This is a genomic window from Variovorax sp. M-6 (assembly GCF_052114385.1).
Taxonomy (GTDB): Bacteria; Pseudomonadota; Gammaproteobacteria; order Burkholderiales; family Burkholderiaceae_C; genus Variovorax.
This window is the reverse complement of the sequence record NZ_JBFREQ010000004.1, coordinates 24,529-46,242: the sequence shown is the minus strand read 5'-3', so window position 1 is coordinate 46,242 and position 21,714 is coordinate 24,529. Positions and strand designations below refer to the sequence as shown.

Sequence of the window (21,714 nt, the reverse complement as noted above, 5' to 3'; positions counted from 1 at the left end):
CCGTCACCTCCGCAGTATCCGACCCACCGATGAACACGCCCGTGGCCGAGTTCGATTCTTCGCTCGAAGAGCTCCGCATTGCAGCACTGGTGCGCCAGGCGCCGCTCGAATTCGCGCGGGTGGTCTACGGGCTCAACGACCGCGCCAATGGCCGCGCCGGCACCATGGCAGCCGAAGATGTCGCCCGCACGGTGCGCCAGGGCATGCCCGTCACGCGCGAGCGGGCCGAGCAGCGGGCCCGCGCCTACCTGCCGCTGGCGGGGCAGGAGCATTGCCCGCGCTGCTGGGTCTTCAACGGCATCAAGAGTCCGCTGCAGTACCGCGACGCGACCAGCGATCGCCCCGAGTCCGGCGGCTGCAAGGTCTGCGGCGCGGAATACGCGACCACGCTCGATTGACCAGCTCCCGCCGCGGACCGTCTTGAGGCGGCCCGGCGCCGGCCTGAGGGCCGCGGGCATTCACTGACTCCCCGGTCAGGGTAAACCTTGGCGCGGTGCAGCAAAGCCGCTCCCTAGAATTGCTCGCGCGCCATGGCGCTCAACCTGAAGGAGTTCCTAGTGCAGAGCAAGAAGTCCGGCGCCAAGCCGGTCCAGCGGGTGATCAAGAAGTATCCGAACCGAAGGCTCTACGACACGGAAACGTCCAGCTACATCACGCTCGCCGAGGTCAAGCGGCTGGTGATGGACAAGGCCTCGTTCGTGGTGCGCGATGCCAAGAGCGGCGACGACCTGACGCGCAGCATCCTGCTGCAGGTCATCCTCGAGGAAGAGGCCGGCGGGGCGCCGATGTTCACCGAGCAGGTGCTGGCCAGCATCATCCGTTTCTATGGCCAGACGATGCAAAGCTACATGGGCCCCTACCTCGAGAAAAACATCCAGGCGATGTCCGAAGTGCAGGCGCAACTGAGCGAGAAGGCCGAAGGCCTGACGCCCGAGATGTGGTCCAGGTTCATGGCGATGCAGTCGCCGATGCTGCAGGGCCTGATGGGCAACTACGTCGAGCAGTCGAAGAACGTCTTCCTCCAGATGCAGGAGCAGATGCAGAAGAACACCGAGCAGGTTCTGGGCGCTTTCGGGCTCAAGCGACCCTGATTCGGCCCCGGCGGCCGATAGCTGGGACAATAGGGGATATGAGCGAAGTTGCCTCCCCTGAACGAATTGCCGCGCCTGCGGCCCCCAAAGTCGGCTTCGTGAGCCTGGGCTGCCCCAAGGCCCTGACCGATTCCGAGCTGATCCTGACGCAATTGAGTGCCGAGGGTTACCAGACCTCCAAGACCTTCGAGGGCGCCGACCTGGTGATCGTCAACACCTGCGGCTTCATCGACGATGCCGTCAAGGAGAGCCTCGACACGATCGGCGAAGCCTTGGCCGAGAACGGCCGCGTGATCGTCACCGGCTGCCTGGGCGCGAAGACCGGGGAGCAGGGCGGCAACCTGGTGCGCCAGATGCACCCGAGCGTGCTGGCGGTCACCGGACCGCATGCGACGCAGGAGGTGATGGACGCGGTGCACGCCAACCTGCCGAAGCCGCACGACCCCTTCATCGACCTGGTGCCGCAGGCATTCGGCATCGCCGGGCTCAAGCTCACGCCGCGCCACTACGCCTACCTGAAGATCAGCGAGGGCTGCAACCACCGCTGCACCTTCTGCATCATTCCATCGATGCGCGGCGACCTCGTGTCGCGGCCGGTCGGCGACGTGCTGTCGGAGGCCAAGGCGCTGTTCGAAGGCGGCGTCAGGGAGCTGCTGGTGATCAGCCAGGACACCTCGGCCTACGGCGTCGACGTCAAGTACCGCACCGGCTTCTGGGACGGCAAGCCGGTCAAGACGCGCATGCTCGAACTGGTGCGCACGCTGGGCGAGATCGCGGAGCCCTACGGCGCCTGGGTGCGCCTGCACTACGTCTACCCCTACCCGAGCGTCGACGAGGTCATTCCCCTGATGGCGAGCGGCCAGGTGCTGCCGTACCTCGACGTGCCGCTGCAGCACAGCCATCCGGATGTGCTGCGGCGCATGAAGCGTCCGGCCAGCGGCGAGAAGAATCTGGAGCGCATCGCACGCTGGCGCGAGGTCTGTCCCGAGCTGGTGATCCGCAGCACCTTCATCGCCGGCTTCCCGGGCGAAACCGAAGAAGAATTCGAGCACCTGCTGGACTTCATCCGGGAAGCCGGGATCGACCGGGCCGGCTGCTTTGCCTACAGCCCGGTGCAGGGCGCCGCCGCGAACGACATCCTGGGCATGCTGCCCGAGGCCGAGCGCGAGGCCCGCCGTGCGCGCTTCATGGAGGTGGCGGAGGCGGTCTCGATCGCCAAGCTGCGCCAGCGCATCGGTGCCACGATGCAGGTGCTGGTGGATTCGGCGCCGGGCCTGGGGCGCAAGGGTGGCGTCGGCCGGACCTACGCCGATGCGCCCGAGATCGACGGCATCGTGCGGCTGCTTCCGCCAGAGAAGATCAGCAAGACGCTCAAGGTGGGCGAGTTCACCCGGGCCCGCATCGTCGGCGCCGAGGGGCACGACCTGATCGCGCTGCCCGTCTGACAGCCATCTCGCTGTCGGTCTGCGACCGCCAGCGAAAACGTTCAGGACTTTCCGGCCTTGAGCTTGCGCAGTTGAGCCTCGGCGCGTTCGAGTTCGATGCGCAACTGCTGGATTTCCTGCTCCTGCCGCTTGATCTGCGTCGCCGGATCCTTGGCGGCCATCATGGCCTCGCAATGGGCCTGCAGCGCAGCCAGGGAGTCGGTGAGCTGGCGGCGCCTGAGCATCTGGCCCCGGGCGCGGGCCTGAGCGATGTCCTGATCCAGCGAGGCCTCCTCGGCTTTGCAGCTGGCGGCATCCGTCGGCTCCGCGGCCTGGGCGAATGAGGGGCTTGCGGAGGCAAGCAGAACGATGGCCAAGAGGCCCATTTTCAAGCGCATGGGAAGACTGCCCTGACAGAAGAAGGATTGAGGCTGCCGATTCTGCACCGGCCGGAGGGCGCGCGGCCAGGCCCTATCGGATATCGACGCCGGTGCCGTCAGCCACATCGATGCCGGAACGGAGGATGCCGCTCTGGCAGCGGTAGGCCAGGATGCCGCGCCCGCGTGCATCCGCATTGACGCCGAAGGCCGCCGAGCGGGCGCCATGCGCGAGCGCGAACGGGCTTCCCTCCACCGGGCGCGTGCCGCCGGTGAGCGTGTCGAAGACATGGACCAGCTGGGCATGGCCGGTGAGATTGGCGACAGTGACTTTGAGTTGCGGCATCCGGAGGCAGGGTTGGGGATCTCGTGCGATTCTGCCCGAGGCCGATCGCGTTCACGCCTGGCGCAGCGTCCGCCATTCCGGCGCAGCGCCATCCTGCGCTAGACTGCGCCTGATCCCTTGGCTGTTGTGTCAACGGCTAGACCAAGCGCCCTTCGGCCAGCGGGTCMTTGCACCACTTCATTCGCCGCAAACTGTTCCACCTCTCTGAATCCGCCTTGCCGGCAACGGCGTCGAGCTTCGTCTCGAACCGTTCGCCGTTCGCGTTGCCGCCGGCCCGGGCCGGGCTCCGCGTTGCAGGCGCAGGCATCTTCGCGACGCGCGCATTTCTCGCATTGGCCCTGGCCATGGCGTGGGTGGGCGCAATCTRCATGCTGTCGTGGGGGAGGCGCACAATAGGGCGCGTGGATTCGCCCGAGGGCTCGATGGAGGCCGTGCAAGTGCAGGAAGTGCAAGTTTTGCAGGCAACAAAAAACCCCGGCAAATCAGTGATCTGCCGGGGTTTGCTTGTATCAGTTATGGTGCCCAGAAGAGGACTCGAACCTCCACGATGTTACTCGCTAGTACCTGAAACTAGTGCGTCTACCAATTCCGCCATCTGGGCCCACATGCTGCTTGGAATGAATCCTTGCAGCAGGTTTTGAATTTCAGGAACGAAGGAGATCATATCAAAAATATTGGCCATCCCAGCGGCTTGCTGGATGAAATTGAAGGTTCGGTGCAAGGACACCGCGATGGACACGGTTTCGTACTGCGTGATGACGGCGAAGCCGACATCTATCTACCCCCCAACGAAATGCGCGCGGTGCTGCACAAGGACCGCGTCAAGGCGCGTGTCGTGCGCCAGGATCGGCGCGGCCGTCCCGAGGGCCGCGTGGTCGAGATCATCGAGCGACCCGAGCAGCCGATCATCGGCCGCCTGCTGCATGAAGGCGGCGTCTGGCTGGTCGCACCCGAGGACAAGCGCTACGGGCAGGATGTCCTGATTCCGAAGGGCGCGACCGGCACAGCGAAGGTCGGGCAGGTGGTGGTGGTGCAGCTCACCGAGCCGCCCGCGCTGTTCGGCCAGCCGGTCGGCCGCGTGAAGGAAGTGCTCGGCGAGATCGACGACCCCGGCATGGAGATCGAGATCGCGGTGCGCAAGTACGGCGTGCCGCACGAGTTCTCCGAGGCCTGCATCGCCGAAGCGAAGGCGATTCCCGACAAGGTGCGCCCCACCGACAAGCAGGGCCGCGTCGATCTCACCGATGTGCCTCTGGTCACGATCGACGGCGAGGACGCGCGCGACTTCGACGACGCCGTGTACTGCGAGCCCGCGAAGGTCGGGCGCGGCAAGGGCTGGCGCCTGCTGGTCGCGATCGCCGACGTCAGCGCCTATGTGCAGACCGGCTCGGCGATCGACATCGATGCCTACGACCGCGCGACCAGCGTGTACTTCCCGCGCCGCGTGATTCCGATGCTGCCCGAGAAGCTGTCGAACGGCCTGTGCTCGCTCAACCCCGAGGTCGAGCGCCTGTGCATGGTGTGCGACATGCTGGTGGCGGCCGACGGCGAGATCTACGCCTACCAGTTCTACCCGGCGGTGATGTGGAGCCATGCGCGCTTCACCTACACCGAGGTGGCCGCGATCCTCGGCAACACGCGCGGCCCCGAGGCGCTGAAGCGCAAGGAGCGCGTGAAGGACCTGCTGAACCTGCACGACGTCTATCGCGCGCTCTTGAAGCAGCGCGGCAAGCGCGGGGCGGTCGACTTCGAGACCACCGAGACGCAGATCATCTGCGACGACGCCGGCCGGATCGAGAAGATCGTGCCGCGCACGCGCAACGAGGCGCATCGCCTGATCGAGGAAGCGATGCTCGCGGCCAACGTCTGCAGCGCCGACTTCATCGCCGAAGGCAAGCACCCCGGTCTCTACCGCGTGCATGAAGGACCGACGCCCGAGAAGAAGGAGATCCTGCGCGGCTACCTGAAGGCCATGGGTGTCGGGCTGTCGATCACCGACGACCCGAAGCCGGGCGAGTTCCAGGCCATCGCCGACGCGACCAAGGAGCGTCCGGATGCGCAGCAGATCCACACCATGCTGCTGCGCTCGATGCAGCAGGCGATCTACACGCCGATCAACAGCGGCCACTTCGGCCTCGCCTACGAGGCCTACACGCACTTCACGAGCCCGATCCGGCGCTATCCGGACCTGCTGGTGCACCGCGTGATCAAGGCCATCCTCGGCAAGACCAAGTACCAGTTGCCGATGCTGCCGACGCCCGGCGAGGCGCACGCCAAGCTGGCGAAGCGGCTGGCCTCCCGCGTCAAGGCGCCGACGAGCAAGCCTCAGAAGGCGATCGTCGCGCCAAGCAAGGAGACGCTGGCCTGGGAGGCCGCGGGCCTGCACTGCAGCGCCAATGAGCGGCGCGCCGACGAGGCCAGCCGCGACGTCGAGGCCTGGCTCAAGTGCAAGTACATGCGAGAGCACCTGGGCGAGGAGTACGGCGGCGTGGTCACGGCCGCGACCACCTTCGGCATCTTCGTCACGCTCGATGCGATGTACGTCGAGGGCCTGGTCCACATCACCGAACTCGGCGGCGAGTACTTCAAGTTCGACGAGCATCGCCAGGAACTGCGCGGCGAGCGCACCGGCATCCGCTATGCGATCGGCACCCGCGTGCGGGTGCAGGTGAGCCGCGTCGACCTGGACGGCCGGAAGATCGATTTCCGCCTGGTGCGCGAAGGCGAGGAACTGTCGACGCGGGCCACGAAGGACAAGGGCGCGACCGCCGCCGGCGTGCCCGCCAAGGCCTCGGCCAAGCGCTCGCGCAGCAAGGCCGAGGCGCCGGTCGAGCGCCCGGCGCGTCCGGATCGCTCCGAACGCACCGAGCGCCCCGAGAGGGCGGCTGCGGCCGCGGCGCCACAATCCGCCATGCAGGCGTTCAGGACCGCCGTCAAGAAGGCGGCCAACAAGATGAAGGGGCGCAAGCCGCGCCGTTGAGAAGATTGAAAAGAGGGACACAGGAATGAATGAGAAGACAAGCCGCATCGCGGTCGTCACGGGCGCCGGCAGCGGCATCGGCCGGGCGGCCGCCCTGGCCTTGCTGGCCGATGGCTGGCGCGTGGTGCTCGCGGGCCGTCGGCAGGAGCCGCTGGCGCAGGTCGCCAAGGAGTCGGGCGCCGAGGCGCGGGCACTCGCGGTGCCCACCGACGTGGCCGACCCGGAATCGGTGAAGGCGCTGTTCGCGGCCGCGGTCGAGCGTTTCGGCCGGGTCGATCTGCTGTTCAACAACGCCGGTGTGGGCAACCCCCCGGGCCCGTTCGAGGACTGGACGCCCGAGCAGTGGAAGGGCGTGGTCGACATCAACCTGACCGGCATGTTCTATTGCATCCAGCAGGCCTTCCGCACCATGAAGGCGCAGTCGCCGCGCGGCGGCCGCATCATCAACAACGGGTCGATCTCGGCCACCACGCCGCGGCCGAACTCGATCGCCTACACCGCGACCAAGCATGCGGTGAAGGGGCTGACCAAGACCGCTTCGCTGGACGGCCGCAAGTACGACATTGCGGTCGGCCAGGTCGATGTCGGCAATGCGATGACCGAACTCGCCGCGCGGATGACCCAGGGCGTTCCGCAAGCCAGTGGGGAGATCGCGATCGAGCCGGTGATCGATGTGGCCATCGTCGGCCAGTCGGTGCTCTACATGGCCAACCTGCCGCTGGAAGCCAACGTGCTGTTCCACACGATCATGGCCACCAAGATGCCCTTCGTCGGGCGGGGCTAGCTTTCTTCAGCCGGCGGCCGAGGGCAGGCTGCCGCGCGCCAGCGCACCTGCGGTGAGCGGGACGCCGGCCGGCCAGCGGTCGGCCCGATCGCCATGCGTCCAGACCGCCTCGCAGGCGGCCGCCTGCGCCGGCCGGCCGGCGGCCAGGGCGGCGCCGACCATGCCGGCGAGCACGTCGCCGGTACCGGCGGTGGCCAGTCGCGCGTTGCCGCTGGGGTTGATCACCGTCAGCTCGCCCACGGCGGCAATGACCGAGCCCGAGCCCTTGAGGATCGCCACCGCGCCGAAGCGCGCCGCGAGCCGCGCGGCCGAGCCCAGCCGGTCGGCCTGCACCTCGTGGGTGGTCGTCGTCAGCAGCCGGGCCGCTTCGAGGGGATGCGGCGTCAGCACCGTCGCGCGGCCTGCATGCCGGCGCGCCAGCAGCAGCGTCTGCAGGCCGGCGTCGCAGGCGATGGCGTTGAGCGCGTCCGCATCGAGCACCAGCGCACCGGCTTGCGCCAGCACGCGGGGCAGCATGTCGGCGATGGCCGTGCCGCCCCCGCAGCCGCAGACCACGGTCATCGCGGCCAGGTCCAGCGTGTCGGGGCGGCGAAACATCAGCTCGGGCTGCAACAGGTCGAGCGGCGCGACGCCGGTATCCAGCGGGGCGACGAAGACGCGTCCCGCGCCGGCGGCGAGGGCAGAGGAGGCGGCCAGCAGGGCGGCGCCCGCCATGCCGGGGGCGCCCCCGATCACCGCGACATCGCCGTAGCTGCCCTTGTGCGAGGACTGCCGTCGGCTCGGGGCAGCCGGCGCACCGGGCAGGCGCGCCACCGGCCATTCGGCGCCGGGGCCGATGCCCAGGTCGTCGAACCACACTTCGCCGGCGGCATCGCGGCCTTGTGCGGTGAAGAGGCCGGGCTTGAGGGTCAGCAGGCTCAGGCAGAGCCGGCGGGCCGTCGACGCAGCCGCCGTCGCAGGCAGCAGATCCGGAGCCAAGGTGCCCGTGTCGGGGTTCAGGCCCGAGGGCGTGTCCACGCTCAGCAGCGGCGCGAGGCCGGCGTGCATGTGCCGCAGCCATTCGAGCATCCGCCCTTCGGGCACTCGCGTAGCGCCGATGCCCAGCAGGGCGTCGATCGCCAGATCGAACTGCGCCGGTGGCGCGTCCTCGAAGCACACGCCGGCGTCGCGCGCACGCGTCAGCGACGCGCGTGCGTCGGCCGGCAGGCGGCCCTCATCGCCGATGCACGTGACGACCGGCCTGAAGCCGCGCTGCTGCAACTGCGCCGCCGCTTCGAAGCCGTCGCCGCCGTTGTTGCCGGGTCCGCAGGCGATCCAGACCGTGCGCGCCTGCGGCGCGACGGCCATCGCGAGACGGGCGACCGCGAGACCGGCGCGCTGCATCAGCGTGTGCGGTGGCAGCGCGGACGCGGCGGCCCGTTCGATCCGCCGCGTCGCCGCGACGTCGAACAGATCTGCGGCGGTGGCGGTGGTGACGCGTTGCATGGCGGCGCGGAGGCATCAGTGCTGGAGCAGGCGCTCGATGCCGAGCCCCTCGAGGTCGATGCCGGCGTCCCGGCCGGCAATGAGGTCGGCCACGACCCGGGCGCTGCCGCAGGACAGCGCCCAGCCGCTCGAGCCGTGGCCGAGGTTGAGCCAGACGCCAGGCACGCCGCTCGCGCCGATGATCGGTGGGCCGTCCGGCAGCATCGGGCGCGCGCCCTTCCATTGCTGCACGCCGGAGCGCAGCGTCGCGGCGCCCGGGAACCAGTCGTGCAGCACCTTGTAGAGCGTCTGCAGCGATGCCGGGTTGATGATGGTCTGGGAGCCGCCGAGCTCGGCGCTTCCGGCCACCCGCACGCGCAGGCCAAGCCGCGAGATCGCCACCTTGTAGCGCTCGTCCATCACGGCGCTGCGCGGTGCGTTGAGCGGTTCCCGGATATTGGCGCTGACCGAGTGGCCGTAGACCGGCGCCAGCGGAATGCGCAGACCCAGCGGTTTCAGCAATCTGGCCGAGTCGACCCCGGCGCAGACCACCACCGCGTCGAAGCGGTGTGCCTCGGAGCCGGCGGCCAGCGACAGGGCGGTCGGCGCCGACCGGCTCATCGGCGCCAGGTCGCAGTTGAAGTGGAACTGGGCGCCCAGTGCCTCGGCCTCCCACTTCAGCAGCAGCGCGAACTGCCGGCAGTTGGCCACCTCGTCGTCCGGCAGATGGATGGCGCCGGCCAGCGCGGTGTCGGTGCTCAGGGCTGGTTCGATCTTGCGGGCCTCGTCGGCATCGATCTCGCGAAAGCTGCTGCCGGCGGCGCGCAGCAATTCGAGCCCGGCCTGAACCAGCTTCCTCTCGCGCTTGGAACGCAGCAGCACGAGGTAGCCGTCGCTGCGCTCGTACTCGAGCTCGCAGGCTTGCGTGACGGCATGCAGCCGGTTGCGGCTGTAGAAGGCGAGCCGCTGCATGCGGGAGCGGTTGGCCAGGTAGGTCTCGAGCTTGCAGGCGCGCTGCCAGCGCGCCATGAAGCCCAGGTCCCGGGACGACAGCGGCCAGCGCAGCTTGACGGCGCCATGCGTCGACAGCAGCGAGCGCAGCACCTTGCCGCGCATGCCGGGGCCAGCCCAGGGAGTGACGTAGCCGGGGGCGACCACACCGGCGTTGGCGAAGCTCGACTCCTCGGCGGCGGCGCCGCGGCGCTCGAAGACCACCACCTCGTGGCCGTCCGAGGCCAGCTCCCATGCAGTGGTGACGCCGATGATCCCGGCTCCCACGATCGCGATTTTCATTCGTTTCTTTTGCGGTGAAATGTGTGAGTCGGCGGCCCCGGAAGGCGCAGCGACCCTGTGGACTTTATAGTTATAGCGCCCGCTCGGCCTGCAGTGCGACGGCCAGAACCGCGTCGTCGTGCAGGGCGGCATGCCAGAGCATCAGGCCGACCGGCAACTCGCCCGCCGCATGGCAGGGCAGCGACAGCGCGCAGCCGTCGAGCATGTTGACCACCGCGGGATTGCGAAGCAGCAGGCCGTTGATGCGGAAGAAGGCCTCGTCGCGCGCCTCGCCGGGCGCCACGCTGGCGATGGTCGGCGCGGTGATCGGCACGGTCGGCGACAGCACGGCGTCGAACGGCTCGATCGCCTGCTCCATGCGCCGAATCCAGCTGCGGCGGGCGTTGATCAGGTCGATGTACTCGTGCGCCTTCATGGTCGCGCCCTTGAGGATGCGCTGCGCCACGCGCGGGTCGTAGCCCGCGCCGCTGCGCTCCAGCAGCAGGCGGTGCCAGGCGTAGGCTTCGGCGGCCGAAAACCCGCCGGTGGCGTTGATGGCGGGCAGGTCGGCCAGCGCCGGCAGGTCGATCTCCTCGATCCGGGCGCCGGCTTCGCCAAGCCTGCTCAGGGTCCGCTCGAAAGCCTTCGCGACCACGGGATCGAGGTCGTCCAGAAACAGGTTCCGGGCGACGGCCAGGCGGTAGGCCGACAGTGGCGCAGCGCCGGGCGTGACCCGCCGTGCGGCGAGGATTTCGTGCGCCGTGACCGCATCGCGGACCGAGCGCGTCATGGCGCAGACGGTGTCCAGGGTGGTCGACAGGGGCAGGGCGCCATCCGCCGGCACCAGCCGTGCGGTGCTCTTGAAGCCGACGATGCCGTTGAGCGCGGCCGGGATGCGGATCGAGCCGCCCGTGTCGGAGCCCAGGCCGATGAAGGCCGCGCCGCTGGCCACCGAAATCGCGGCGCCGGAGGACGAGCCGCCCGGAATGCGCGGCGTGCCGGGATCGCCGAAATTGGCTGGCGTGCCGTGGTGCGGGTTGACGCCGACCCCGGAAAAGGCGAATTCGGTCATGTTGGTGCGTCCCAGCAGGGCGCCGCCGGCCGCCCGCAGGCGCGCCACCGCGACCGCATCGGCCCGGGCCGCCGGTGCGTGGGCCAGCACCACCGAGCCGGCAGGCGTGGGCTGGCCGGCGACGTCGAACAGGTCCTTGACCGAAAACGCCAGCCCGGCGAGGCGCTGACCGGGCGCGGCGGCGGCGGCTTCCCGTCGCGCCTCGTCGAACAGGGTGCGGGTGAACGTGTGCTCGCAGGCCGGCGAGGCTGCGGTCGCGATGCTGTGCTCCATTTCGGTGCGCGCGTCGGAGGAGGTCGCCAGCAGGGCGAGGCGGGTGGCGTGCAGGTCTGGGCGCATGGTGAGAGTGGCGGGTGGGGGAGGGGATGCCAGGGGCGGTGCGTGCTATACTCCTTGGGTTTCGCCCAGCGGCAAAAGCCGAGCAAAAGCCAGGCCGTCGTTCGAGCGAGACGCATCCGCAAACCAGCCCATTCAAGGTGTTGTGCGCCTTTTCTTTCAATGGAAAAGTACACAAAACGGGCTGGATTTTAGACCCAACCTTTGGAGTTATTTCTATGTCGACCACCATGCGCGAAATGCTGGAAGCCGGTGTCCATTTCGGCCACCAAACCCGCTTCTGGAACCCCAAGATGGCCCCGTTCATCTTCGGCCATCGCAACAAGATCCACATCATCAACCTGGAAAAGTCGCTTCCGATGTTCCAGGATGCGATGAAGTACGCCAAGCAGCTCACCGCCAACCGCGGCACCATCCTGATGGTCGGCACCAAGCGCCAGGCCCGCGAGATCGTGGCTGCCGAAGCCCGCCGCGCCGGCGTGCCTTTCGTCGACACCCGCTGGCTCGGCGGCATGCTGACCAACTTCAAGACCGTCAAGACCTCGATCAAGCGTCTGAAGGACATGAAGGCCCAGCAGGAAGCCGGCCTCGACAGCCTGAGCAAGAAGGAGCAGCTGACCTTCTCGCGCGAAATCGCGAAGCTCGAAAAGGACATCGGCGGCATCCAGGACATGACCGCGCTGCCCGATGCCATCTTCGTGATCGACGTGGGCTTCCACAAGATCGCCGTGGCCGAAGCCAAGAAGCTCGGGATCCCGCTGATCGGCGTGGTCGACTCGAACCACTCGCCTGAAGGCATCGACTACGTGATCCCGGGCAACGACGACTCGTCGAAGGCCGTCACGCTGTACGCCCGCGGCATTGCCGACGCGATCATCGAAGGCCGCTCCAGCGCCGTCAACGACGTGGTCAAGGCCGTGGCCGAAGGCAATTCCGACGAGTTCGTCGAAGTCGAAGAGGGCGCTTCGGCCTGATTCGCGCTCGCAAGAGCCTGAAGAAGGGGCTTCGTTGCCCCTTTTTTTTAATCTGATTTTCGCGGGCGCCGGTGCGGCGACCGCCACTGACAAACCGAACGGAGTACACGAGATGGCAACAATCACCGCAAGCATGGTCGGCGAGCTGCGCGCAAAGACCGACGCCCCGATGATGGAGTGCAAGAAGGCCCTGACCGAAGCCGAAGGCAACATGGACAAGGCCGAAGAGCTGCTGCGCATCAAGCTCGGCAACAAGGCCGGCAAGGCGTCCGGGCGCGTCACGGCCGAAGGCGTGGTCACCGCTTTCGTCGACGGCGATGCCGGCGCGATGATCGAGATCAACTGCGAAACCGACTTCGTCACCAAGAACGACAGCTTCCTCGCCATGGCCAACGCCGCCGCGATGCTGGTCGCCAAGAACAATCCKGCCGACCTCGCCGCGCTGGGTGCGCTGGCCTACGAGCAGGACGGTTTCGGCCCGACGCTGGAAGACGTGCGCAAGGGCCTGATCGGCAAGATCGGCGAGAACATGAGCTTCCGCCGCTTCAAGCGCTTCGCCGGCAACGGCAAGCTGGCCTCCTACCTGCACGGCACCCGCATCGGCGTGATGGTCGAGTTCGAGGGTGACGACGCTTCGGCCAAGGACGTCGCGATGCACATCGCCGCCATGAAGCCGGTGGCGATCTCCAGCGCCGACGTGCCTGCCGACCTGATCGAGAAAGAGCGCGCGGTTGCCGCCGGCAAGGCCGAGGAAGACCGCAAGGTCGCCGAAGCCGCGGGCAAGCAGCCGCAGCCGGCCGACATCGTCGCCAAGCGCATCGAAGGCGGCGTGCAGAAGTACCTCAAGGAAGTCTCGCTGCACAACCAGGCTTTCGTGAAGAACGACAAGCAGACCGTAGAGCAGATGCTCAAGGCCGCCAACACGTCCATCAAGGGCTTCACGCTCTACGTGGTCGGCGAAGGCATCGAGAAGAAGGTCGACGACTTCGCGGCCGAAGTGGCGGCGCAGGTCGCGGCCGCCAAGGCTGCGGCCTGAGTCACGCCGCAGGGCGGCAGCGCACGTGACGCGCTGCCGCTTTTTCACAGTCACGTTTTACACTCGCCCCCGCTCACCCCAAAGGAACCATCCATGCCTGAAGCCCGCCCAGCCCACAAGCGAATCTTGTTGAAGCTGTCGGGCGAGGCGTTGATGGGCGACGACGCCTTCGGCATCAACCGCGCCACCATCGTCCGCATGGTCGGCGAGGTGGCCGAGGTCGTGAACATGGGGGTCGAGGTGGCGGTCGTGATCGGCGGCGGCAATATCTTCCGCGGTGTCGCGGGAGGCTCCGTCGGCATGGACCGTGCCACCGCCGACTACATGGGCATGCTGGCCACGGTGATGAATGCGCTGGCGCTGGCCGACGCGATGAACAAGCAGGGCCTGATCGCCCGCGTGATGTCGGCGATCGCGATCGAGCAGGTGGTCGAGCCCTACGTGCGGCCGAAGGCCTTGCAGTACCTCGAGGAAGGCAAGGTCGTGATCTTCGCGGCCGGTACCGGAAACCCCTTTTTCACGACCGACACCGCCGCCGCGCTGCGCGGTGCCGAGATCGGCGCCGAACTGGTGCTCAAGGCCACCAAGGTCGACGGTGTCTACACCGCCGACCCCAAGAAGGACCCGAGCGCCACACGCTACACCAACCTGAGCTTCGACGAAGCCATTGCACAGAACCTCGGCATCATGGACGCTACGGCCTTCGCGCTGTGCCGCGACCAGAACCTGCCGATCAAGGTGTTCTCGATCTTCAAGAACGGCGCGCTCAAGCGCGTCGTGATGGGCGAGGACGAAGGCACCCTCGTGCACGCTTGAGGAGAATGAACCCATGACCACCACCATTGCAGAAATCCGCAGCGCGACCGACGTCAAGATGAACCAGTCGCTCGCCGCCTTCCAGAACAACCTGACCAAGATCCGCACCGGCCGCGCCAACCCCGCGCTGCTGGATTCGATCCATGTCGACTACTACGGCTCGACCGTGCCGCTGTCGCAGGTGGCCAACGTGTCGCTGCTCGATTCGCGCACCATCAGTGTCCAGCCCTGGGAAAAGGGCATGGGCGCCAAGATCGAGAAGGCCATCCGCGAGAGCGACCTGGGCCTGAACCCGGCCTCGATGGGCGACTTGATCCGCGTGCCGCTGCCGGCGATGAGCGAGGAGCGCCGCAAGGAGATGACCAAGCTGGTGCGCAACGAAGGCGAGAGCGCCAAGATCGCGACCCGCAACCTGCGCCGCGACGCCAACGACGCCATCAAGAAGCTGGTCAAGGACAAGCTGGCCTCGGAAGACGACCAGAAGCGCGCCGAAGCCGAGATCCAGAAGGTCACCGACCGCCACATCGGCGAGATCGATCGCCTGGTGACCGCCAAGGAAGCCGAGATCATGGCGGTCTGACATGAAGCAGAGCGCGCCGCCGGTTCCCCATCACATTGCCATCGTCATGGATGGCAACGGCCGCTGGGCGACGCGCCGCTTCCTGCCCCGCGTCGCGGGGCACAAGCAGGGTGTGGAGTCGCTGCGGCGCTGTGTCAAGGCCTGCGTGGCCCGCAACATCGCGGTGCTGACCGTGTTCGCTTTCTCGTCGGAGAACTGGAATCGTCCGGTCGAGGAAGTTTCCGGCCTGATGGACCTGATGGTCGGCGCGCTGGGCCGCGAGGTGCCGAGGCTGAGCCAGGACGGGGTGCGGCTGCACTTCATCGGCGAGCGCGGCGGACTGTCCGAGAAGATGATCGCGGGCCTGGTCCAGGCCGAGGCGGCGACGGCCCACAACAGCCGGCTGGTGCTCAATGTCTGTTTCAACTACGGCGGCCGCTGGGACATCGCCCGTGCCGCGGCCCAGCTGGCCGCGCGCGGCGAGCCGCTGACCGAGGCCAACCTCGACGCCGCCATGGCGCTGGCGCACGTGCCCGACCCCGACCTGTTCATCCGCACCGGCGGCGAGCAGCGGCTTTCGAACTTCCTGCTCTGGCAGAGCGCCTACGCCGAGCTGTTCTTCAGCGATCGCCTGTGGCCCGAATTCGACGAGGCCGCCCTCGACGATGCGATCGCCGCCTTCCAGCGCCGCGAGCGCCGCTACGGCCAGACTTCCGCGCAGGTCGTCGAGACCGGCAAGTCTCCCGATCAGCGAGTCGCCTGAGCGCATGCTCAAACAACGCATCATCACTGCGATCGTCCTGCTGGCGATCCTGCTGCCCGCGCTCTTCTATCCCTCGCATGTGCCCTTTGCCTGCGTGATGCTGGCGCTGATCGGCGCTGCTGCCTGGGAGTGGGGCCGCCTCAACGACTACGGCCCGCGCATGTCGCTGTTTCTCGGCGCCGAGATGGTGTTGCTGTGCGCGCTGTCCTGGTGGCTGGGCCTGCTGCAAGGCTCGCTGCTGGGGGTCTGGATCGCGGCCAGCGCAGCCTGGGTGCTCGGCGGCGCCGCGCTGCTGCGCGTCGCGGTGCCGGGCTGGCCGCGCGTGCCCAAAGGGCTGCGCCTGGTGGGCGGTCTGCTGGCGCTGTGGGTCGCCTGGCTGGCGGCCGTGCAGGCGCGAATGGTCGGCATCAATTTCCTGCTGTCGATCCTGGTGCTGGTCTGGGTCGCCGACGTGTTCGCGTATTTCACCGGCCGAGCCTTCGGTCTCAAGTTCACCCGCAGCAAGCTCGCACCGACCATCAGCCCAGGCAAGAGCTGGGAAGGTGTCTGGGGTGGCATGGCCGGCGTGCTGGTGCTGGCGCTGGCCTGGGTCTGGGGCGATGCAGCGGCTCAGTCCAGGGTCGCCAGCCTGTACAGCCTGCTGGCCGAGCGCGGCTGGTGGCTGCTCCTGCTCGGGGTGGTGTTCCTGGCGGCGATGAGCGTGGTCGGCGACCTGGTCGAGTCGTTGATCAAGCGCAGCGCGGGCGCCAAGGACAGCAGCGCCCTGTTGCCCGGCCATGGCGGCGTGCTCGACCGGATCGACGCGCTGCTGCCGACGCTGCCGATCGCCATGATGCTGGCCTTCCTATGAATTCAGTCAGACAACGTGTCACGGTGCTCGGCTCGACCGGCTCCGTCGGCGTCAGCACGCTCGATGTGATCGCGCGTCATCCCGGGCGCTTCGAGGTCTTCGCCCTGTCGGCGGCGACCAAGGTCGACGACATGCTCGCCCAATGCGCGCGCTTCTTGCCGAAGTTCGCGGTGATGGCGAGCGCGCCGCACGCCGCGATGCTGGCCGACAAGCTGGCGCAGAACGGCTTGCCAACGCGGGTCCTGAGTGGCGACGGTGCGCTCGACGACATCGCCTCGCACGAGGAAACCGATGCCGTGATGGCGGCCATCGTCGGCGCGGCCGGGCTCGGCCCCTGCCTCGCGGCGGCCCGCGCCGGCAAGCGCCTGATGCTGGCCAACAAGGAGGCGCTGGTGGTCGGTGCCGAGCTGTTCATGCGCACGGTGCACGAGGGCGGGGCGACGCTGCTGCCGATCGACAGCGAGCATTCGGCGATCTTCCAATGCCTGCCGGAGGACCGGAGCACCTGGGCCGAGCGGGTCGATCATGTGCTGCTGACCGCGTCGGGCGGGCCGTTCCGTCTGCGCGATCCGCGGACGTTGGCCGAAATCACGCCCGATCAGGCCTGCGCGCATCCGAATTTTTCCATGGGGCGCAAGATCTCGGTCGATTCGGCCACCATGATGAACAAGGCACTCGAGGTCATCGAGGCCCGGTGGCTGTTCGACCTGACGCCCGATCAGGTCAAGGTGGTGATCCATCCGCAGCAGATCATCCATTCGATGGTGCAGTTCCGGGACTCGTCGGTGATCGCGCAGCTGGGCACGCCGGACATGCGGGTCCCGATCGCCTCCGGGCTCGCCTGGCCGGAACGCATCGAGAGCGGGGCCGGCAGACTGGATTTCGCTTCGCTGGCGGCGCTCACCTTCGAAGCCGCCGACGAAGTGCGTTTTCCGGGCCTGCATCTCGCGTGGCAAGCCCTTCGCGCGGCGCCCGGCACCACCGCGGTCCTGAATGCCGCCAATGAAGTGGCGGTCGAGGCCTTTCTCGAGCGTCGGCTGCGCTTCGATCGCATTCATGCGGTGAATCTGGAAACTTTGGCGAAGGTCAGGCCCTCCAAGCCTTCATCGCTCGCGGATCTGCTGGCGCTGGATGCCAGCGCCCGTGCCGCGGCCCGTGCCGCCGCGCTTCGTTTCGCGGTCTGACCTTCTCAATCCCCGGGGAAACCGATGCTCACAGTCGTTGCCTTCGTCGTCGCACTCGGCCTGCTGATCGCGGTGCACGAATACGGCCACTACCGGGTCGCGGTCGCCTGCGGGGTCAAGGTGCTGCGCTTCTCGGTCGGCTTCGGCAAGACGCTCTATCGCTGGCAGCCCAAACGCCAGCATCCGGGCCAGAACACCGAGTTCGTGATCGGTGCCTTCCCGCTGGGCGGCTACGTGAAGATGCTCGACGAGCGCGAAGCTCCGGTGCCGCCCGAAGATCGCCACCGCGCCTTCAACACCCAGCCATTGCGCTCGCGCGCCGCGATCGTCGCGGCCGGGCCGATCGCCAACCTGCTGCTGGCTGTCGTGCTCTACACGCTGGTCAACTGGATCGGCGTCCAGGAACCTACTGCGACGCTGGCCCGGCCGGTGGCCGCATCGCTCGCCGAGCGCGCGGGGCTGCAGGGCGGCGAACGCGTCACGCGAGCCGGCTTCGACGGCGAACTCGAAGCCGTGCAGTCCTTCGAGGATCTGCGCTGGCGCATGACGCGCGGTGCGCTCGATGGCCGCGACCTCACGCTGGAGATCGCGGGCGAGGGCGGCCGGCCGGCGCGCGAACTGGTGCTGCCGCTGAGCCGCGTCGAAGCCAAGGACGCGGATGCGCAGATGTTCCGCAAGATCGGTGTCGTCACGCCGATGACCCGTCCCGAGATCGGCGAAGTGATGCCGGGCGGCGCCGCCGAGCGCGCCGGCCTGCGCAACGGCGACCTGGTGCGCGCCGTCGGCACGACGCCGATCGTCGATGGCCAGCAGCTGCGCGAGACGATCCGCGCCTCGATCGATGGCGACCAGCCGCGCACGCAGGCCTGGCGGGTCGAACGGGGCGAACAGACGCTGCGGATCGAGGTCACGCCCGAGGTCCGCGAGGAAGCGGCCGGCAAGGTGGGCCGCATCGGTGCCTACGTCGGCGCGCCGCCCGAGATGGTGCTGGTGCGCCAGGGCGTGGTCGACGGTCTCTGGCGCGGTGTGGTCCGCACTTGGGAGGTGTCGGCACTCACGGTGCGCATGATGGGCAAGATGCTGATCGGCGAGGCCTCGCTCAAGAACCTCAGCGGACCCCTCACGATCGCCGACTACGCAGGCAAATCCGCCAGCCTCGGCCTGACCCAGTACCTGGTGTTCCTGGCGCTGATCAGCGTCAGTCTGGGCGTGCTGAACCTCATGCCGCTGCCGGTCCTCGATGGGGGACACCTGATGTATTATCTTTGGGAGGGCCTGACCGGCAAGAGCGTTTCCGACGCCTGGATGGAAAGGTTTCAGCGCGGCGGTGTCGCGCTGCTGCTGGTCATGATGTCGATCGCACTCTTCAACGACGTCACGCGGCTCTTTGGTTAACTTATCCGCCAGCCCTTTCCGGCTCTGGCTCAATTCACAGATGAACACAACATTCAGTCGCTTTCGCCTGCGCAGCGTTGCCGCGGTAGTGGCCAGTGCGCTGGCGGCCACGGCAGCCTGGGCGGTCGAGCCTTTCACCGTTCGCGACATCAGGGTCGAAGGTCTGCAGCGCGTCGAGCCGGGGACGATCTTCGCCTCGATGCCATTGCGCGTGGGCGACACCTACAACGACGAGCGTGGGTCGGCGGCGATCCGGGCGCTGTTCGATCTGGGCCTGTTCAAGGACGTGCGCATCGACGTCAACGGCAACGTGCTGGTGGTGATCGTCGAGGAGCGGCCGACCATCGCCGACGTCGATTTCGTCGGCGCCAAGGAATTCGAGAAGGCTGCCTTGCAGAAGGCGCTGCGCGAGGTCGGCCTGGCCGACGGACGCCCCTACGACAAAGCGCTGGCCGATCGCGCCGAGCAGGAGCTCAAGCGCCAGTACGTCAGCCGCAGCCTCTACAACGCCCAAGTGGTGACCACGGTCACGCCGATCGAGCGCAACCGTGTCAACCTGACGTTCACCGTGACCGAAGGCGAGCCGGCTCGCATTCGCGAAGTGCACATCGCCGGCAACAAGGACTTCAGCGAGTCGACCCTTCTGAGCCTGTTCGACCAGGACAGCGGCGGCTGGCTCAGCTGGTACACCAAGTCCAACCAATACTCGCGGGCCAAGCTCAACGCCGACCTCGAGACGCTGCGCTCCTACTACCTCACGCGTGGCTACCTCGAGTTCCGCATCGACTCGACGCAGGTCGCGATCTCGCCGGACCGGCAGGATCTGTCGGTCACGGTCAACATCAGCGAAGGCGACAAGTTCGTGGTCTCCGGCGTGAAGCTGGACGGCAACTACCTCGGCCGCGAGGAAGAGTTCAAGACGCTCGTCGAGATCAAGCCCGGCGAGCCCTACAACGCCGAGCAGGTCACCCAGACGACCAAGGCCTTCTCCGATTATTTCGGCTCCTTCGGCTATGCCTTCGCGCGCGTGCAGGCCACGCCCGAGATCGACCGCACCACCAACCGGGTGGCGCTGACGCTGAACGCCGAGCCCGAGCGCCGCGTCTATGTGCGGCGCGTCGCCATCGGCGGCAACAACCGCACGCGCGACGAAGTGATCCGGCGCGAATTCCGCCAGTACGAGGCTTCCTGGTACGACGGCGACAAGATCAAGTTGTCGCGCGACCGCGTCGACCGTCTGGGCTTCTTCACCGAAGTCACGGTCGATACGCAGGAAGTGCCGGGCGTGCCCGACCAGGTCGACCTGACGATCGCGGTGACCGAGAAGCCGACCGGCTCGCTGCAGCTGGGCGCCGGCTTCTCAAGCGCGGAAAAGGTCAGCCTGACCTTCGGTATCTCGCAGGAAAACGTGTTCGGCTCGGGCAACTATCTGGGCGTGCAGGTCAACACCAGCAAGTACAACCGCACGCTGTCGCTGGTCACCACGGATCCCTACTTCACCAAGGAAGGGATCTCGCGCAGCTTCAGCATCTACACGACCACGACCCAGCCGTACTTCAGCAACATCGACGGCAACTACAGGCTGAGCAACGAAGGCGCGACCATCCGATTCGGCGTGCCCTTCAGCGAACGCGATACGGTCTTCTTCGGCGCCGGACTGGAACGCTACCGCTTCGACCCGGGCTCCTCGCTCGCGGGCTATACGCCCAGTTCCTACCAGCGCTACTTCGGTTGCGTCACGAGCAGCGGCGGGGTCCTCCTGTACTGCGGCAATCCCTCGGTCTGGGGCATTCCGCTGACCGTCGGGTGGGCCCGCGACAACCGCGACAGCGCGCTGGTCCCGACCAGCGGTGTCCTGCAGCGCGCCAACCTCGAGGTCGGCGTCGGCGGGGACATGAAGTACTACAAGACCAGCTACCAGTACCAGCAGTTCTTCCCGCTCAACAAGCAGTACACCTTCGCGATCAACGGCGATGTGGGCTATGCCAAGGCCTACGGCGGCCAGGAATACCCCATCTTCAAGAACTTCTACGCCGGTGGCCTGGGCTCGGTTCGCGGCTTCGAGCAGAACTCGCTCGGCCCGCGCGACATCCCGCTGATCGGCCAGACCGAAGGCGCCGCACTCGGCGGTACCAAGAAGGCGATCTTCAACGCCGAACTGAACACGCCGTTCCCGGGTGCCGGCAATGACCGCACGCTGCGCCTCTACACCTTCCTCGACGTCGGCAACGTGTTCGGCGACCGCACGCCATGGTCGACCGATGCGCAATGGGATTCGATCAAGAAGCTGCGCGCATCCGTCGGCCTGGGCATCAGCTGGATCTCGCCGCTGGGCCCGCTGCGGCTGGCCTACGCCTTCCCGGTCGTGTATCAGAAGGAAGATATCAGCCAGCAAATCCCGGAGGATAGAATCCAACGCCTGCAATTCCAGATCGGAACCACCTTCTAATGACTCCACTGTTCCGTGCCGCCGGTGCGCTGCTCGTTCCCGTTTTCATGGCCGCGGCGATGCCCGTCCATGCGCAGGAAAGCTTCCGCATCGGTTTTGTCAATCCGGACCGGGTGCTGCGCGAAGCGCAGCCGGCGAAAGCTGCCCAGGCCAAGCTGGAGGCCGAGTTCCTCAAGCGGGAAAAGGATCTGACGGCACAGGGCGCGGCGCTCAAGGCGGCCTCCGAGCAGTTCGAGCGCGAGGCGCCGACGCTGTCCGAAAGCCAGCGCGCGACGCGCCAGCGGGCATTGGTCGACCAGGATCGCGACTTCCAGCGTCGCCGTCGCGAATTCCAGGAAGATCTGAACGCGCGCAAGAACGAGGAACTGCAGCAGGTCTACGAGCGCGCCAACCGCGTGGTCAAGCAGGTGGCCGAGGCTGAAAAGTACGACGCGATCCTCCAGGAGGCGATCTACATCAACCCCAAGCACGACATCACCGAGAAGGTGATCAAGGCGCTCAACGCGTCGACCTCGGCCGGCGGCAAGTAGCGCCGTCTATCG

Annotated in this window: 20 protein-coding genes and 1 tRNA gene; 15 read left to right on the top strand and 6 right to left on the bottom strand. The window is 67.4% G+C overall.

Annotation, left to right across the window (positions count from 1 at the left end):
• Positions 1 to 29: 29 nt before the first annotated feature.
• The 3 genes from AB4Z46_RS06085 (at position 30) to rimO (ending at position 2,536) form a co-directional block, all read left to right on the top strand.
• Positions 30 to 398 (top strand): hypothetical protein, encoded by a 369-nt coding sequence (locus tag AB4Z46_RS06085; RefSeq protein WP_442282586.1) that lies wholly within the window; start codon positions 30 to 32, stop codon positions 396 to 398.
• Between the two features lie 132 nt (positions 399 to 530).
• Complete coding sequence (phaR, locus tag AB4Z46_RS06080; protein ID WP_442282585.1) at positions 531 to 1,091, top strand: polyhydroxyalkanoate synthesis repressor PhaR; 561 nt, start codon at positions 531 to 533, stop codon at positions 1,089 to 1,091.
• A 38-nt stretch (positions 1,092 to 1,129) separates the two neighbouring features.
• On the top strand, positions 1,130 to 2,536 hold the full coding sequence (rimO, locus tag AB4Z46_RS06075; protein WP_442282584.1) for a 30S ribosomal protein S12 methylthiotransferase RimO: 1,407 nt from the start codon (positions 1,130 to 1,132) through the stop codon (positions 2,534 to 2,536).
• Positions 2,537 to 2,577: 41 nt separating this feature from the next.
• Here the strand turns inward: rimO and AB4Z46_RS06070 are convergent, their stop codons facing one another.
• From AB4Z46_RS06070 to AB4Z46_RS06060, 3 genes are all read right to left on the bottom strand, one after another.
• Positions 2,578 to 3,021 (bottom strand): DUF1090 family protein, encoded by a 444-nt coding sequence (locus AB4Z46_RS06070; RefSeq protein ID WP_442282583.1) that lies wholly within the window; start codon positions 3,019 to 3,021, stop codon positions 2,578 to 2,580.
• Positions 2,987 to 3,238 carry a hypothetical protein gene (locus AB4Z46_RS06065; protein WP_442282582.1) on the bottom strand — a complete coding sequence of 84 codons (252 nt, stop codon included), beginning with the start codon at positions 3,236 to 3,238 and terminating at the stop codon, positions 2,987 to 2,989. The genes AB4Z46_RS06070 and AB4Z46_RS06065 overlap by 35 nt, the downstream gene beginning before the upstream one ends.
• A gap of 516 nt (positions 3,239 to 3,754) precedes the next feature.
• Positions 3,755 to 3,839, bottom strand: a tRNA-Leu gene (locus tag AB4Z46_RS06060).
• A gap of 90 nt (positions 3,840 to 3,929) precedes the next feature.
• Here AB4Z46_RS06060 and rnr point away from each other — a divergent pair.
• Positions 3,930 to 6,218, top strand: coding sequence for a ribonuclease R (gene rnr / locus AB4Z46_RS06055; RefSeq protein WP_442282581.1), 2,289 nt, complete (start codon positions 3,930 to 3,932; stop codon positions 6,216 to 6,218).
• A gap of 25 nt (positions 6,219 to 6,243) precedes the next feature.
• Positions 6,244 to 7,002 carry an SDR family oxidoreductase gene (locus AB4Z46_RS06050; protein WP_442282580.1) on the top strand — a complete coding sequence of 253 codons (759 nt, stop codon included), beginning with the start codon at positions 6,244 to 6,246 and terminating at the stop codon, positions 7,000 to 7,002.
• A 6-nt stretch (positions 7,003 to 7,008) separates the two neighbouring features.
• Here the strand turns inward: AB4Z46_RS06050 and AB4Z46_RS06045 are convergent, their stop codons facing one another.
• The 3 genes from AB4Z46_RS06045 to AB4Z46_RS06035 all read right to left on the bottom strand — a co-directional run bounded on the left by AB4Z46_RS06045 (position 7,009) and on the right by AB4Z46_RS06035 (position 11,149).
• Complete coding sequence (locus AB4Z46_RS06045; RefSeq protein ID WP_442282579.1) at positions 7,009 to 8,487, bottom strand: NAD(P)H-hydrate dehydratase; 1,479 nt, start codon at positions 8,485 to 8,487, stop codon at positions 7,009 to 7,011.
• Between the two features lie 15 nt (positions 8,488 to 8,502).
• Positions 8,503 to 9,759 carry a D-amino acid dehydrogenase gene (locus AB4Z46_RS06040; RefSeq protein WP_442282578.1) on the bottom strand — a complete coding sequence of 419 codons (1,257 nt, stop codon included), beginning with the start codon at positions 9,757 to 9,759 and terminating at the stop codon, positions 8,503 to 8,505.
• 70 nt (positions 9,760 to 9,829) lie between these two features.
• Positions 9,830 to 11,149 (bottom strand): amidase, encoded by a 1,320-nt coding sequence (locus AB4Z46_RS06035; protein WP_442282577.1) that lies wholly within the window; start codon positions 11,147 to 11,149, stop codon positions 9,830 to 9,832.
• Between the two features lie 215 nt (positions 11,150 to 11,364).
• Here AB4Z46_RS06035 and rpsB point away from each other — a divergent pair, with 215 nt between their 5' ends.
• From rpsB to AB4Z46_RS05985, 10 genes are all read left to right on the top strand, one after another.
• Positions 11,365 to 12,120, top strand: coding sequence for a 30S ribosomal protein S2 (gene rpsB, locus AB4Z46_RS06030; protein ID WP_442282576.1), 756 nt, complete (start codon positions 11,365 to 11,367; stop codon positions 12,118 to 12,120).
• 112 nt (positions 12,121 to 12,232) lie between these two features.
• Positions 12,233 to 13,156 carry a translation elongation factor Ts gene (tsf, locus tag AB4Z46_RS06025; protein WP_442282575.1) on the top strand — a complete coding sequence of 308 codons (924 nt, stop codon included), beginning with the start codon at positions 12,233 to 12,235 and terminating at the stop codon, positions 13,154 to 13,156.
• A gap of 93 nt (positions 13,157 to 13,249) precedes the next feature.
• Entirely contained in the window at positions 13,250 to 13,972 is a 723-nt protein-coding gene (pyrH, locus tag AB4Z46_RS06020) for a UMP kinase (RefSeq protein WP_286367605.1), read from the top strand.
• Between the two features lie 13 nt (positions 13,973 to 13,985).
• Entirely contained in the window at positions 13,986 to 14,552 is a 567-nt protein-coding gene (gene frr / locus AB4Z46_RS06015) for a ribosome recycling factor (RefSeq protein WP_442282574.1), read from the top strand.
• Position 14,553: 1 nt separating this feature from the next.
• The gene (gene uppS / locus AB4Z46_RS06010; protein WP_442282573.1) at positions 14,554 to 15,294 is read left to right on the top strand and encodes a polyprenyl diphosphate synthase; all 741 of its coding nucleotides are present in this window, start codon (positions 14,554 to 14,556) and stop codon (positions 15,292 to 15,294) included.
• A 4-nt stretch (positions 15,295 to 15,298) separates the two neighbouring features.
• On the top strand, positions 15,299 to 16,144 hold the full coding sequence (locus AB4Z46_RS06005) for a phosphatidate cytidylyltransferase (protein ID WP_442282572.1): 846 nt from the start codon (positions 15,299 to 15,301) through the stop codon (positions 16,142 to 16,144).
• The gene (gene ispC / locus AB4Z46_RS06000; RefSeq protein ID WP_442282571.1) at positions 16,141 to 17,328 is read left to right on the top strand and encodes a 1-deoxy-D-xylulose-5-phosphate reductoisomerase; all 1,188 of its coding nucleotides are present in this window, start codon (positions 16,141 to 16,143) and stop codon (positions 17,326 to 17,328) included. The genes AB4Z46_RS06005 and ispC overlap by 4 nt, the downstream gene beginning before the upstream one ends.
• A gap of 24 nt (positions 17,329 to 17,352) precedes the next feature.
• Entirely contained in the window at positions 17,353 to 18,723 is a 1,371-nt protein-coding gene (gene rseP / locus AB4Z46_RS05995; RefSeq protein ID WP_442282570.1) for an RIP metalloprotease RseP, read from the top strand.
• Between the two features lie 40 nt (positions 18,724 to 18,763).
• A complete protein-coding gene (gene bamA / locus AB4Z46_RS05990; RefSeq protein ID WP_442282569.1) occupies positions 18,764 to 21,172 on the top strand; it encodes an outer membrane protein assembly factor BamA in 2,409 nt (802 codons plus the stop codon).
• Positions 21,172 to 21,702 carry an OmpH family outer membrane protein gene (locus AB4Z46_RS05985; RefSeq protein WP_442282568.1) on the top strand — a complete coding sequence of 177 codons (531 nt, stop codon included), beginning with the start codon at positions 21,172 to 21,174 and terminating at the stop codon, positions 21,700 to 21,702. The genes bamA and AB4Z46_RS05985 overlap by 1 nt, the downstream gene beginning before the upstream one ends.
• Positions 21,703 to 21,714: the final 12 nt, after the last annotated feature.

Bases quoted from the DNA above. Each gene is read 5' to 3' on its own strand.
- AB4Z46_RS06065 (WP_442282582.1), bottom strand. From the start codon at position 3,238: ATGCCGCAACTCAAAGTCACTGTCGCCAATCTCACCGGCCATGCCCAG.
- ispC (WP_442282571.1), top strand. From the start codon at position 16,141: ATGAATTCAGTCAGACAACGTGTCACGGTGCTCGGCTCGACCGGCTCC.
- AB4Z46_RS06040 (WP_442282578.1), bottom strand. From the start codon at position 9,759: ATGAAAATCGCGATCGTGGGAGCCGGGATCATCGGCGTCACCACTGCA.
- rseP (WP_442282570.1), top strand. From the start codon at position 17,353: ATGCTCACAGTCGTTGCCTTCGTCGTCGCACTCGGCCTGCTGATCGCG.
- AB4Z46_RS06045 (WP_442282579.1), bottom strand. From the start codon at position 8,487: ATGCAACGCGTCACCACCGCCACCGCCGCAGATCTGTTCGACGTCGCG.
- pyrH (WP_286367605.1), top strand. From the start codon at position 13,250: ATGCCTGAAGCCCGCCCAGCCCACAAGCGAATCTTGTTGAAGCTGTCG.
- uppS (WP_442282573.1), top strand. From the start codon at position 14,554: ATGAAGCAGAGCGCGCCGCCGGTTCCCCATCACATTGCCATCGTCATG.
- AB4Z46_RS05985 (WP_442282568.1), top strand. From the start codon at position 21,172: ATGACTCCACTGTTCCGTGCCGCCGGTGCGCTGCTCGTTCCCGTTTTC.
- AB4Z46_RS06050 (WP_442282580.1), top strand. From the start codon at position 6,244: ATGAATGAGAAGACAAGCCGCATCGCGGTCGTCACGGGCGCCGGCAGC.
- frr (WP_442282574.1), top strand. From the start codon at position 13,986: ATGACCACCACCATTGCAGAAATCCGCAGCGCGACCGACGTCAAGATG.
- AB4Z46_RS06005 (WP_442282572.1), top strand. From the start codon at position 15,299: ATGCTCAAACAACGCATCATCACTGCGATCGTCCTGCTGGCGATCCTG.
- AB4Z46_RS06085 (WP_442282586.1), top strand. From the start codon at position 30: ATGAACACGCCCGTGGCCGAGTTCGATTCTTCGCTCGAAGAGCTCCGC.
- rimO (WP_442282584.1), top strand. From the start codon at position 1,130: ATGAGCGAAGTTGCCTCCCCTGAACGAATTGCCGCGCCTGCGGCCCCC.
- AB4Z46_RS06035 (WP_442282577.1), bottom strand. From the start codon at position 11,149: ATGCGCCCAGACCTGCACGCCACCCGCCTCGCCCTGCTGGCGACCTCC.
- AB4Z46_RS06070 (WP_442282583.1), bottom strand. From the start codon at position 3,021: ATGTGGCTGACGGCACCGGCGTCGATATCCGATAGGGCCTGGCCGCGC.
- bamA (WP_442282569.1), top strand. From the start codon at position 18,764: ATGAACACAACATTCAGTCGCTTTCGCCTGCGCAGCGTTGCCGCGGTA.
- rpsB (WP_442282576.1), top strand. From the start codon at position 11,365: ATGTCGACCACCATGCGCGAAATGCTGGAAGCCGGTGTCCATTTCGGC.
- phaR (WP_442282585.1), top strand. From the start codon at position 531: ATGGCGCTCAACCTGAAGGAGTTCCTAGTGCAGAGCAAGAAGTCCGGC.